The sequence below is a fragment of the Chitinophaga arvensicola genome (assembly GCF_900110835.1).
GTDB lineage: Bacteria > Bacteroidota > Bacteroidia > Chitinophagales > Chitinophagaceae > Chitinophaga > Chitinophaga arvensicola.
This window is the reverse complement of record NZ_FOJG01000002.1, coordinates 1,835,437-1,848,585: the sequence shown is the minus strand read 5'-3', so window position 1 is coordinate 1,848,585 and position 13,149 is coordinate 1,835,437. Positions and strand designations below refer to the sequence as shown.

The 13,149-nt window shown below is 47.5% G+C and carries 13 protein-coding genes; 8 read left to right on the top strand and 5 right to left on the bottom strand.

The features are described 5' to 3' along the window. Positions 1-20: 20 nt before the first annotated feature. Both BMW79_RS24870 and BMW79_RS24865 read left to right on the top strand, forming a co-directional pair. Positions 21-530, top strand: a complete 510-nt coding sequence (locus BMW79_RS24870; protein ID WP_089899392.1) for an SMI1/KNR4 family protein — start codon at positions 21-23, stop codon at positions 528-530. A 192-nt stretch (positions 531-722) separates the two neighbouring features. Then, the gene (locus BMW79_RS24865; RefSeq protein ID WP_143059266.1) at positions 723-1,838 is read left to right on the top strand and encodes a hypothetical protein; all 1,116 of its coding nucleotides are present in this window, start codon (positions 723-725) and stop codon (positions 1,836-1,838) included. 71 nt (positions 1,839-1,909) lie between these two features. Here BMW79_RS24865 and BMW79_RS24860 read toward each other — a convergent pair whose 3' ends face one another. Together BMW79_RS24860 and BMW79_RS24855 are read right to left on the bottom strand one after the other, a co-directional pair. Further along, entirely contained in the window at positions 1,910-2,746 is an 837-nt protein-coding gene (locus BMW79_RS24860) for a ThuA domain-containing protein (RefSeq protein WP_089899386.1), read from the bottom strand. Positions 2,747-2,829: 83 nt separating this feature from the next. After that, positions 2,830-3,726, bottom strand: coding sequence for a LysR family transcriptional regulator (locus BMW79_RS24855; protein ID WP_089899383.1), 897 nt, complete (start codon positions 3,724-3,726; stop codon positions 2,830-2,832). 116 nt (positions 3,727-3,842) lie between these two features. On the opposite strand from BMW79_RS24855, the gene BMW79_RS24850 reads away from it, so the two are divergent. Beyond that, positions 3,843-5,021: an MFS transporter gene (locus BMW79_RS24850; RefSeq protein WP_089899379.1), complete on the top strand. Its 1,179-nt coding sequence runs from the start codon at positions 3,843-3,845 to the stop codon at positions 5,019-5,021. A gap of 123 nt (positions 5,022-5,144) precedes the next feature. Then, positions 5,145-5,621 carry a VOC family protein gene (locus BMW79_RS24845; RefSeq protein ID WP_089899376.1) on the top strand — a complete coding sequence of 159 codons (477 nt, stop codon included), beginning with the start codon at positions 5,145-5,147 and terminating at the stop codon, positions 5,619-5,621. Positions 5,622-5,626: 5 nt separating this feature from the next. Here BMW79_RS24845 and BMW79_RS24840 read toward each other — a convergent pair whose 3' ends face one another. Then, positions 5,627-6,046 (bottom strand): VOC family protein, encoded by a 420-nt coding sequence (locus BMW79_RS24840; protein WP_089899373.1) that lies wholly within the window; start codon positions 6,044-6,046, stop codon positions 5,627-5,629. Positions 6,047-6,170: 124 nt separating this feature from the next. On the opposite strand from BMW79_RS24840, the gene BMW79_RS24835 reads away from it, so the two are divergent. The 4 genes from BMW79_RS24835 (at position 6,171) to BMW79_RS24820 (ending at position 10,946) form a co-directional block, all read left to right on the top strand. After that, the gene (locus tag BMW79_RS24835) at positions 6,171-7,163 is read left to right on the top strand and encodes a GlxA family transcriptional regulator (RefSeq protein WP_089899370.1); all 993 of its coding nucleotides are present in this window, start codon (positions 6,171-6,173) and stop codon (positions 7,161-7,163) included. A 2-nt stretch (positions 7,164-7,165) separates the two neighbouring features. Then, positions 7,166-7,606, top strand: coding sequence for an SRPBCC family protein (locus tag BMW79_RS24830; protein ID WP_089899366.1), 441 nt, complete (start codon positions 7,166-7,168; stop codon positions 7,604-7,606). Positions 7,607-7,686: 80 nt separating this feature from the next. Further along, the gene (locus BMW79_RS24825; RefSeq protein WP_089899363.1) at positions 7,687-10,311 is read left to right on the top strand and encodes a glycoside hydrolase family 2 protein; all 2,625 of its coding nucleotides are present in this window, start codon (positions 7,687-7,689) and stop codon (positions 10,309-10,311) included. 161 nt (positions 10,312-10,472) lie between these two features. After that, positions 10,473-10,946 (top strand): GNAT family N-acetyltransferase, encoded by a 474-nt coding sequence (locus tag BMW79_RS24820; protein WP_089899359.1) that lies wholly within the window; start codon positions 10,473-10,475, stop codon positions 10,944-10,946. Here the strand turns inward: BMW79_RS24820 and BMW79_RS24815 are convergent. Beyond that, the gene (locus tag BMW79_RS24815; RefSeq protein WP_218150434.1) at positions 10,938-12,026 is read right to left on the bottom strand and encodes a mechanosensitive ion channel family protein; all 1,089 of its coding nucleotides are present in this window, start codon (positions 12,024-12,026) and stop codon (positions 10,938-10,940) included. The two genes, BMW79_RS24820 and BMW79_RS24815, sit on opposite strands and share 9 nt — an antisense overlap. A gap of 38 nt (positions 12,027-12,064) precedes the next feature. After that, a complete protein-coding gene (locus BMW79_RS24810; protein WP_089899354.1) occupies positions 12,065-13,084 on the bottom strand; it encodes a quinone oxidoreductase family protein in 1,020 nt (339 codons plus the stop codon). Between the last annotated feature and the right edge of the window lie 65 nt (positions 13,085-13,149).

Sequence of the window (13,149 nt, the reverse complement as noted above, 5' to 3'; positions counted from 1 at the left end):
TAAACCATTTCGTTTGCTGTATGAAAAATGCGTTATTTGCATTGTTCATACAGCAAACGAATCCGGAAATGAATATACCCGCAGCGATACTCGAATTTATACAACCCGCCATTGTTACGGAAGACCTCTGCCTGCCACAGGAATACCCTACCGCCGATACTTTTGAAAAGTTCCAGGAAGGATACCGCTATAATGCCGTAACCGGTGCTTCACTCATAGGCACAAAACCAGGAGATTTCCTGGAGAACTGGTACGTGATAGCACAGAATTATTTCAGCGATCCGTTTATCGTTGATCTAACGGAGGCGAATCAACGTTTTCCGGTTTACTATGCACCGCATGGCGCCGGAAAGTGGACACTGGTAAAGGTGGCAGATGATATATCCGCATTTGCTCAGCTACTATCCGGACTGACCGCCGTGCAGGACGATAAAGCTGCTGTATTCACTTACCTTGAAGCCAATACTGATCTTTCCATTGCATTGTGGAAAGAGGTGTATACAAATTTTGAGGAGAAAGAATGGGAATAGAAGCTCTTCCTGTGTATGTTGTAAATTTTTTCCGGAGACATGTACCGCAGAAGATACCACCAAGGCAGGAGTGAGGCGCCTTGATTTTCTGGTATTGATATATCTGTACCCGTTGCTCGATAATTAACCCCGATTTGTTAATAATAGCCAACTTGATTTGTTCTTAATTTTTATCCCATAAGAAAATATAACATGAGAAGAATTCTGTACTTTATTTTATTTTGTATGACTGGTGCTGTGTCTGCACAAGCACAATTTCTCAAAGTAGACGATAATTCACGAACCTACTATGTAAATAAACCTATACCAGGTCAATCACGTGACGCGCAAGGAGTTGATTACTTACTTCTTCACGAGCTTTACACGGGGACTTTGTTGCCGGACATGCATGTATATGGAAAAATTACCGGCATCCGTGGGGGGATGGCGGCTCTTGGCAGGAAATGGACAATGGAAGTAAATACATCCTCTGCAAACAATAGTACAAGGGGATCCATGATCAGTTATAATGAAGCATCAAGATTAGTAACTCTGGTGTATAATAGTAAGAGTTACCTTGCGATTGAGATAGCAAATTCTTCATCGCTTTCCGCTTTTTCATTTACCGGTTATGCCAACGGGGAGACTTTGCAATTGGTAACAGGCGCGCAGGTAACGGGCGTTGCCGCTTTTACGGCTTTTGAACCGATTGTTATGCAGGGGAATGTCAGTATTGGATCTTCCTCTTCAGTCGCAAGACTGGATATCGCAGGAGGCCCATTTTGGACCGACTACTCCTGGAAGAAATCGATTAAACTGTATGATGCTTCTGCTATTGAATTTGCAGGCGGAACCAGGTCTTTCGGACTCGGTGCATCCGGAGCCAATCTCTACTTTTCGCATGTAAATTCTAATGGTACCGGAATTCCCAATTATTTTATCATTGCTGATGGAAACACCGGAAATGTCAGCATTGGTGGCACTGCTCCGGCGGCTAATTATAAATTGGCAGTGGAAGGCACACTTGGCGCACGCCGCATTAAAGTAGTCCAGAACGGCTGGCCTGATTATGTGTTTCATCCGGAATACCAGTTACCTTCTTTACATGAGGTAGAACAGTTTGTAAAGAAAGAAAAACACCTGGAAGGCATTCCCTCAGAAAAAGAAGTGGCGGAAAACGGGCTGGATCTGGGTGACATCAATCATCAGTTACTAAAGAAAGTAGAAGAACTCACCTTGTACATCATCCAGTTGAATAAGAATGTAGAAAGTCTGAATCAAAAAGTAGCGGATCAACAAAAGACGATCACTGTTTTACAGCAGAAATAAAACGACCGAAAATAAAGCGCCCAAAAAGATTTAATCCTTTTGGGCGCTTTTTACATTACGGATATACGTTGTTATTTTTTCTTTTTGCCCAGCCATTGCAAGGCATCCAGCAATAACTTATTCTGCGTTTCATTTGCAAAGGTAAGCGACAGATCTTTATTGGTGTGATGCTCATAGTCGATATCGTTATGCCCCATATTCAGGTATAGCATCCGGTATTTTTTGTTCGTCCATACTACCGGGTAATAGCCGCTATGCCAGATTTCATAAGCTTTTGGTCCTGTGCCTAGCGGGAAGCTGGTGGAATCTATCGACAATAGTATTTTAATGTCCGGATTTTTGCGCAGGTCATTGCTCCAGCGATACCATTCATTGGGAGCGGCGGAAAAAGTGTCCGGAAGGTTGCGGGTAACCGGGTGCTTATGGTCTTCTATGCGCAGTACAGCAGACGTGGGCCGCCAGGTATTGCTGCCATAGGAACCGGAGCCCAGGAAGGTATTGTGGTACCAGTCCCAGTTTTGCGGTACATCAGAAGGGGTAAGCGCAAACGCGGCAAAGTGAAACCCGATCCAGCCACCGCCATGCTCCATATACTCCTGGAAAGCCGCGCGCTGCGCCGGATCTTCCGGTCTTGTATCCAGGAAAATCACTACCTGGTATTTCGATAGAAACTCCTTGTTCAGGTTTTGCCAGTTATTCGTAGAGTCATAGCTGAAATGATATTTCGCCGCCATTTCCGGAAACCATTTGTTGGCTTCATGTACGAAACTGATATGCGCCTGGTCGTTTTTAGCGGTATAGAAGGCGATAACCCGGAATGCGGGGGCGGTGGATTGGGCTTGGCTCACGATACTGCCAAACAGGCTTAAAACCAGCCAAAGGATGCTTTTGTGGAATCTTAGCTTCATAAATAGGTAAAATGATAGTCCTACAAAATAATCGTTTTAAACAGATTATTCTTTTTTTTTACACAGGCTATGTTGCTATTGCCTCAGGGCAAACAGATCTGTAACAGCTCCCGTACAATCCTGATACAATTACTGGCCATGCGGGTATTGTCGTATGCGAGGTACAGCACATTGGTGGCCGGAGCGTTGCCCCGCCATACTTCCTGCAGCTCTCCGTTTTTAACGGCGTCTTTTATCATGTAGTCGGCCGTAATGGTGAGCCCCTCCCCATAGCGGATGGCCTCCAGGATCGTTTGCATATCAGGTATGATATACTGCGGTTTGATAGCAGGGCGCTTGCGGAAATTTTCCTGCCAGAACCGCCGGATCACGGGCAGATCACTACTGTAGGCAAACCAGTGCTGATCCGAGAGCCAGGATGCCGCATTGTCCAGCTGATTCTTTTTCAGAAAAGCCCGGAAAGGTTTCAGGTCCAGTGACGGATGCGATACAATGATGAATTGTTCCGTCATGATCGGCTCGTATACAATATGCTTGTCTTCTATCACCTGCGTGGCAATCACAAAATCAAGATCGCCTTTCTGTAAACGCCGCAACAGGTCTTTTGTTAAACCAAACTCTATGATGAAGTTGGCAGGTGCGTTGCCAATCCGTTTGGCCACCGCCGCCTGGAAATATTCTTTCACCGCGCCGATATGGATATTGGCCAATTGCCGGGTCTTGCAGATATGCTGGAAATCAGCTTCCACATTTTCCAGTTTCTCCAACGGTTCTACTACCTGCGTATAAAACATTTTGCCATAATCTGTAGGCACAAATTTCGGTTTACGCTCAAACAGCTGTTTCCCAATATGTGCTTCCAGTGCCGATAAATGCTGACTCACATTCGGTTGTGAAATAAACAGCATCTTTGCCGCTGCCGTGAGCGAACCACTCTGATATATTGCTTTAAATGTCCGGTACCATTCCAGATTAACCATGCTGCAAGTTATAAATAATTTTATGACCCTGGATAAATCATATTATTTTCTTTATACGTAATCCCGATGCACTTTTGTATCTCAAAAAATACGGCATTATTTCAATCGGCTCATCAATGAAGAAAATAGCATACATCGGTAGTCTTGGACTACTGGGCATTATCACCACAGAATTTGGCGTGATAGGCATTCTGCCGCAGATAGCGGATTACTATCATATTCCCATCGAAAAGGCAGGTACCCTGCTTAGCGCCTTTGCCTTGGTGATCGCACTGGCAGGACCGCTGATGACACTCTGGTTATCGGGCATTAATCGCAAAACCCTGATGGCAGTCAGCATTTCCATCTTCCTGATCACAGGCGTCGTATCTTCCCTGTCGCCCCCTTTCTGGTTACTGCTGGTGGTACGGATGCTGCCCGCTTTCCTGCAACCGGTATATATTTCCACAGCCATAGCGGCAGCCACAGGTGCTGCTCACAAAAAAGATGCACACAAAATGATGGCCATTGTACTGAGTGGAATATCCCTTGCCACGGTAACGACCATCCCTCTGGCTACCTGGTTGGCCGGCATTTACAATAGCTGGCAGTTATCTTTTGTTGTACAAACGGTAGTGAGTGCAGTGGCGCTTATCGCAATCATAGCCGCACTTCCATCGATGCCCGCTACGGATAAACCTTCCTACGGTACACAGTTGAAAATACTGACAAGACCTTCTTTCCTGGCCTGTTGCGCGATGATCGTCTGCATGACCTCGGCCATGTTCACTACCTACAGCTACTTTGCAGATTACCTCGGGAAAGTAAACAGTATGTCGCCCAACCGTATCAGCATCATGTTGCTGCTGTTTGGTGCGGCGGGGGTGCCTGGAAATTTTCTGGCGGGTAAGTTATTGAGCAGGAGTGTGAAAGGCGCTATGGCCGCATCTCTGGTGGCAATAACTTCCATCTCTGTCGGTATCTATTATTCCCCGCTGTTATCCGTACCACTTATTATTGTATGGGGATTGCTTCATACTCCCTGTTTTCTCACCGGCCAGGCTTATATGATTGAGGCTGCACCGGAAGCGCCGGGCTTTGCTAACAGTCTTTCTATCTCTTTCGGTAACCTCGGGGTTTCGCTGGGAACTGCTGTAAGTGGCTGGGTGATCACCACGCTCGGTATCCACCAGGCGCCATGGGCCATGCTGGCTTTTGGTATACTGGCATTGTTGCTGATGGGGATCAAAGAAGTGCTGGCAGTGAAGGAACGTCGCTTTGTAGTGGCGGAATCCGTGGCCGCGCCTGCATTGTAACTGAGCGTAACAGCTTTGTCGCAAGTGCCCCTTCAGAATGTCGCTTTTGCACCTTTAATAAGAAGGAGAGGGCTGGTATCTTTGTAACGAAATGAAAATCTTGTTAAACTTCAATCTCTCGTTATGCAAAAGATCACACCTTCACTATGGTTTAATAACAATGCGGAAGAAGCCATCTCCTTTTATACTACTATCTTTAAAAATTCAACAGTCACCGGCCAGGCCTACTACGGGGAAAATTCACCCATGCCTGCCGGTACTTTGTTAACGGCTACCTTCCAACTCGACGGACAGGAATTTATTGCGATCAACGCAGGTCCTCAGTTCCCTTTTACAGAAGCGGTTTCGTTTACGGTGTATTGTGAAAACCAACAGGAAGTGGATCACTATTGGGATAAACTGCTGGAAGGCGGTGGAAAGGAATCCCAATGCGGCTGGCTGAAAGATAAATTCGGATTGTCCTGGCAGATAGTTCCCACCATTATGCCTAAATTACTTACGGATAAAGACAAGCAAAAAGCGGGACGTGCCATGCAGGCCATGATGAAAATGGTGAAACTGGATATTGCCACGCTGGAGAAAGCTTTTAACGGGAATTAATGACCTTATTGCCGGGAGTTGCCTTCGAAGTTGATCAGCCAGTGTAAACCGAATTTATCTGTGAGTCCGCCGAATAAAGCTCCCCAGAAGGTACTCTCCAACGGATGTGTAGCAATGCCATCTGTAGCCAGACGGGTATAATAAGTTCTCGCTTCGTCTTCGCTGGCACAGTTTAATAGTAAGGATACGGTATTGCCAGGCATTAATCCGTTTTCCGGCACCATATCAGAACCGGTAATAACCAGGCTTCCTTTTGTAAGTGAGGAATGCAGGATGAAAGGCCGCATGAAAGCAGGGATTTCCGCCGAAGCCGGTGATTCTCCGATCGTTTGAAGTACTAATTCTCCACCCAGGCAATCCTTGTAGAAAGTCATGGCTTCCCGGCAGTTGCCGTTAAAAGTAAGGTAGGTTTGGATGCTGGTCATCTTTTATCCCGGATTTGCTGTGAAATGTATAATGCAAAAGTCGGAAGGTATTCCGAAAAGGCCGGGGGTGTATAGCGACAATTCGCAGGTTAATTGCGGCATAAATAAGTTTTAATTACAGTGTATGATACATATTTCCATCCTGGTTCCCCTCGGGCATACCAGTGTCGTGAACATCGAGGGGAGTTACCAGATCCTGTCTGATATCAATAACTTTCTCAGGGAAAAAGGCCGTGAGCCGATGTTCCAGGTGCAACTGGCAGGACTGGAACCGGAAGTGAGCCAGCGTAACCGGATGTTCACTATTGCCCCGGAAGTGCTGATCAGTGACGTGAAAAAAACAGACCTGATCATCATTCCTTCTTTGCACGGGGATCAGCGCCATGCTGCTGATATCAACCGGGAGTTTATTCCCTGGATCCAGCAGCAATACCAGCAGGGCGCAGCCGTGGCCAGCTTATGTCTGGGGGCATTTTTCCTTGCCGCTACCGGCCTGCTTGATGGAAAACCCTGTGCTACCCATTGGAAAATGGCCGCTGAATTCCGTGCCATGTTCCCCAACGTATTACTGATGGATGACCGCATCATTACGGAAGAAGACCGCGTCTTTACCAGTGGCGGCGCCTATTCTTACCTGAACCTGTTGTTGTACCTGGTGGAGAAATATGCAGGCAGGGATATCGCTATACTCACGGCAAAAGCTTACGGGATTGATTTTGACCGTCAGAGCCAGTCGCCCTTTATTATCTTCGAAGGGCAAAAGACCCACAACGATGAGCCCATCCGCAAAATACAGGAGTTTATCGAAGCCAGTTACCAGGATAAAATCACGGTAGAACAGCTGTCTGATATGTCGGCCCTCGGGAGAAGATCTTTTGAAAGAAGATTCAAGAAATCGACCGGTAACACGGTGATCGAATATATTCAGCGCATTAAAATAGAAGCGGCCAAAAGGGATTTTGAAACCAGTTCTAAAAATATCAATGAAGTGATTTATGACGTAGGTTATATTGATACTAAAACCTTCCGCACCATCTTCAAAAAAGTAACCGGTCTTACCCCGTTGGAATATCGCAATAAATATAACAAACAGACCATTAACCTTGTAAATGAATAATCATGGAAAAATCCACTTTTAAAATTGCTATCGATGCACCCCGCAGTAAAGTATGGGAAATACTTTGGGGCGCCACTTCTTACCCAGAATGGACCGCTGCATTTTCGGAAGGCTCGAAAGCCGTGAGCGACTGGGAGAAAGGCAGCAAAATACTTTTCACAGATGGGGGAGACCGGGGCATGGTGGCCCGCATCGCAGATAAGATCCCCGATGAGTTTATGTCTTTCCAGCACCTGGGAGAATACAACCAGGGCGAAGAAGATCTCACCAGTGATAAAGTAAAAGCCTGGGCAGGGGCGTTTGAGAATTATACCCTGTCGACCGTTGACGGTAAAACCGAACTGCGGGTAGACATGGACCTGGAAGCTGAGTACAAGGATTTTTTCCTTAAAACATTTCCGGTTGCACTGGAGAAAGTAAAACAATTGTCGGAGCAGTCATAACACGTTTTGATCCCGGAGGCGGTTGTCCTATATTTGCGGCTACACGAACAGGTAACAGTGCCTGTAAAATAGAACGCATTATGTTTCGGAAATCAACGATCTCCTGCCTGCTGCTTTTCTCGCTCCTGAAATTATCAGCGCAGGAAAAATATGAACTCAACAGTGGATGGCAATGCAGTAATACGGCCGCAGTAAAAGTGACGGGAGCCCAGCTCTCTGACCCCGGCTATTCTCTCAGCGGCTGGACACCCGCCACCGTACCGGGTACGGTGCTCACTACGCTCCTGGACAACAAACAGGTCCCCGACCCGATGTATGGGATGAACAATGAAAAGATCGCCGATATTTATCATATCGGCCGTGATCATTACACTTATTGGTTTGTAAAAGATTTTGCGGAAAAAGCGCCTGCCGGTGATGCACAGGTATGGCTTAATTTCAGGGGTGTGAATGATGGCTGTGATATTTACCTGAATGGCCATCGCGTGAACAGCAGTACCCATTACGGTGCTTATCTGCGTCAGTCTTATAATATCACCGCATTGCTGGCGAAAAGCGGCAAAAACCGCCTCGCTGTTATTGTATACCCGCCGCAGTTTCCCGGTAACCCCAATGGAGGCCAGGGCGGCGATGGTACCATTGCCAAAAACAACGGTCCGCAGTATACTGCAGGCTGGGACTGGATTCAGCCTATGCGTGACCGTAATACCGGTATATGGGACAAAGTGACCATCGAAAAAACTGGTGCAATACGGATCAAAGATCCGCACATCATTACCCGCGTACCCGGTACCCGTCTCCCGCAGGGGCCACAGGCGCCGGCTACCGTACAGGTAGGCGCTGATCTTGAAAATGCGACCGCTAAAAGTATTACCGGTACCTTACAATATACTCTCGCCGGCAACAATATCACCAGGAAGGTGACATTGCCTCCGCATACTACTACCACGGTACAGTTACCGGACCTGCTGCTCAGGCAGCCTTCCCTCTGGTGGCCTGCCGGGTATGGTCCGCAACAGCTGTATGACCTGCATCTGCAATTTGTTAACAACGGTAAAACAGATGACCAGGAAGACATATCTTTCGGCGTGCGCGAAATCCAGACCTACTGGAATGCACATACCCGCAGCCGCGAAATCGCGGTGAACGGACAGAAAGTATTTATCAAAGGAGGCAACTGGATTACCTCCGATGCGATGTTCCGGTTCAGCAAAGAAAGATACGATGCAGAAGTACGCTTCCACCGCGATATGAACCTTAACCTTATCCGCATATGGGGAGGAAGCCTGACGGAAAGACCGGAATTCTACGAGGCCTGCGACAGATACGGCCTGCTGGTGTTCCAGGACTTCTGGATCTCCGGCGATTGCAACGGCAGATGGGTAGATCCTATGAAGAAAGAAGATCAGTGGACCCGTCGCAATTATCCCGATAATCATTCCCTGTTCCTGGAAAGCGTGGCCGACCAGGTAAAGCTGTTGCGTAATCATGCTTCCCTCGCATTCTGGTGCGGAGGAAATGAAATTACGCCTCCGGCAGATCTGTTTGCCGCCATGAAGGATTCCATCATCCCAAAACTCGATGGTACCCGCTATTTCTTCGATTATTCCAACTCCGACAGCATGTCGTATAATGCCCTCGGTGGTAATGGCGATGGTCCTTATGGTATCCAGCCGCTATCTACTTTCTGGAGCTACCGCACTTTTCCGTTTAACTCGGAAGTAGGCTCAGTAGGCACCGGAGATTACGAATCGCTTGAGAGATTTTTACCCGCAGAAAACCTGGTACCACCAGATCCCGAAACCGGTAAAACGGATAAGGTATGGGATTATCATAAATACATTGCCTATAACAAAGCAGTGGATCCTTATGGCAAAACAAAAGATCTGCGGGAGTGGGCCAACAAAGCCCAGCTGGTAAACTACGATCAGTACCGTGGATTAATGGAAGGTTTCAGTTCCCATATGTGGGACTGGTACACCGGGGTGATCATCTGGAAAACGCAGAACCCGTGGACCGCCCTAAGAGGACAGATGTATGATTACTACCTGGATCCTAACGCCTGTTTGTATGGTACCCGCAAAGGCGCCGCGCCGCTACACGTGATGTACAATCCGGAAGAAGGCATGGTGATGGCGGTGAACAACACTTTCCAATATGCCCGCGACCTGATGCTGGAACTGAAAACATATGATATGCAGGGCCGCGACAGCCTGCTTACACAGGTATTCGTAGAGGTAGGCCCAACTACCGTGCAACCGTTTATGAATATGAAACCCGTACTGGATCAGCTGAAAGCGCAAAAGGGGCTGTTTTTCTCCTTACGGCTGCTGAATGCCCGGCAGGAAGTGGTGGATGAAAACCTGTACTGGTTACCGGATGCAAAGGGTAACTATTCCGGACTGGCAGAGATGAAGCCGGCAGCTATTACGGCAACCGCCATCAGGGCAGGGGCCGACAGTATCCGGGTTACTATCAGCAACCCCGCCGGTGCTCCGGTAGCGTTTTTCAACCGGGTGTCGCTCGTAGATGCACCACAGAAAAAGCGGATACTTCCGGTATTTTACAGTGATAATTATATTTCTGTGTTACCCGGCCAGCAGCAAACGATTACGATCAGTGGCGGCGCTACCGCCACCAGCAAGGATGCACTGGTAGAAATATATGGCCATAATGTGAAGCGGCAGTATATCGCCATTCATTAAATCTGAAATATAAACAGGCATCTGTAGAAACAGATGCCTGTTTTTTTTGTATATTCATTTTGTTAATCTGTTCCCTGAATCTGTTGGTAGCTGTTTGCCCGGGACCCGGTTCGTAGAAAATACCTATTCATTCCAATTTATAGCGACAAAATTAATCAGCGATGACCTCTCTGCAGGAAGACACACTTATCCGGAAATTAGACGCCAACGAAAAGATGCCTTACGACCTGTTATTACTGGCCGACCCTTCTGTGGTCATGATCAACACCTACCTGCCTTTCAGCGATGTATATATCCTGGAGCAACAGCAGCAGGTAATTGCCGTTTATGTATTACTGAAAGATAATGATGCCCTGGAAATCAAAAATATTGCGGTAAACCCTGCTTACCAGGGGAAAGGCCTCGGGAAGATCCTGTTGCAGGATGCTACCCAGCGTGCCCGCGCCAACGGTGTAAAACGTCTCTGCATTGCCACGGGTAATTCCAGCATTGCACAGTTGTATTTATACCAACGGCAGGGATTTGAAATCACTGCCGTTCAGAAAAATTATTTTACCCTGCACTATCCCGAATCTATATACGAAAATGGTATTCCGTGCAAACACCTGATAAGACTGGAAAAATCATTACTCTGATAAGGTGCTGCTGGTTGTGTTTTCGATAAAAGCCCTGGTTTTTGGTAATCCGTCAGGATGATGCTCCCGCACATATTTGATCAGGTTTTCCCGTATGTAGCAACGGAGATCAAAGGCATTGCCGGAATTCGCAGCGCTCATCAACGTCCTGACTTCAATGGTGCGTTCGCTGGTATTCGTTACCTGCAGCGCTTTGGCGCGTTTGTCCCATAGAGGCGATAAGTCCAGCAGCCGTTCAAACTCTGTTCGCAGCTGATCTACGGGTACGGTATAATCCATATAAAAGAAAGCGGTGCCCAGTATCTCAGAGCCGGTGCGGGTCCAGTTCTGGAAAGGCTTCTCTATAAAATAGTTAATCGGTAAAATCAGTTTACGCTGATCCCAGATGCTCAGGACCACGTAGGTCAGGGTAATTTCCTCCACACGCCCCCATTCACCTTCCACTACCAATACGTCGTCGATACGGATGGGTTGTGTAAAGGCCAGCTGGAAGCCAGCCAGCAGGTTGCCAAGCGATTTCTGTGCGGCAAAACCTATGATGATACCACCTACACCCACACCGGTGAGAAGACCTGCTCCCAGCTTGCGCATACTGTCGAAACTCAGCAGGATGATACAGGCTGTCAGTATCAGGATCAGGGCAATAGATACTTTACGGATGAACTGTAACTGGGTACGTATCTTACGCTCCTTGAGGTTGTTTGCCTTCTTCAGATCGTAGGTATGATATACATAGTCTTCCAGTACTTTGATCGCGCCAATCACCAGTGCCGCAAAGGACAATGTGAGCGCAATTTCTGCAATCTTACTCAATACCGGTACATACCTAGGATCAACGCGCATCAATGGAATAGCCATGTTGAGCAGCAGCAACGGCAGGAAATAATTAAAGGCTTTTCCCAACCGGAAAAGGATCGTATGTACCAGGGAAAATTCCTGTTGCGTATTTACAGATTGACGCAAAAAGATCGATAACAAAAATTTGATCAGCCATCCTGTAATGACTGCAATGCCTGCCAGTATCAGATTCCATAGGAAGTTAGGCAGGTGGTCTGCATTTTCTATAAGTTGATTCCACATGCGCGCCATGCCTCAAACATGATGCCGTTATGCCATGTTCACATTAAATTAGCATTAGAAAGCATACGCATTACCAGCCTGCGGCCCTTGCTCTGATTACGTTCCAGCAGCAGGTGCGAGTGTTGTACGGTATCCACACTAAATTCGCCGGTGACCCATACGGGAGCAGGTGAAAGCGCCCCGTTTTCAAGCATCGATGCAATATGGCGTAGTCCATCTCCATAATAATCCAGCTGGCCGGTCAGCGAAAAAGCATAGTTGGAGATATTTATGATCACAGCTCCTTTATTGAATAAAGTTTCCCGCGCCACAGCCGTGGACAGTGCCGTCACATCCAGGTAATTGCCTTGTGTGCGGAGCAGGCTGGCGCTGATTTCCGAGAGATGCCTACCTACGAGATCTATACAGGCATCAAATAGTTTTCCTTCCCGTTGATTTACAATGTGCCGTAATAAATCAGGTTGACGATAATCGATAAGTTGCGTAGCAGGCAAGCCGGTGTTGATCAACTGCTGATGGCTCTCCTCATTGCCGGCCGTTGCCAGCAATTGTGTAAACCCTGCGTGTAACAGCAGCTTGATCAGCACAAGACCTACGCCACCTGCAGCACCAGAAACAAATACAGCTGCAGTGGGAGAGAGGCCCAGCCGCTGTATACATTGCAGTGCCGTGAGAGAAGCGGTAGGCGTTGCCGCTGCGGCTGCAAAAGAGAGTTGCGCTGGTTTATGTACCAGGATCTGTTCCGGTACACTGATGTATTCAGCATAAGTGCCATTGCTGCCCATGCTTCCGGCGGCTACCATTACGGCATCACCTGCTCTGAAACGTGTAACGGCCACGCCTGTTTTTTCTACGATACCGGCACATTCACGCCCCAGCACCGGCGAATGCATGCGTTTACGTTCTGTAGCGCCCTGCCGGATCTGGTAATCAATTGGATTGAAGGCGGAGGCCACTATTTTTATCAGCACATCATGAGGGCCGGGCTCAGGTACCGGTAGTGTAGCCATAGCGAAGTTTTCTACTCCGCCGAAATCATTTAATACAATTGCTTTCATCATCGCTTTCTTTGCCACAAAAGTATTGCCCGGTTGGGTTACCTTTGCTATAGGTAAACCAGAGG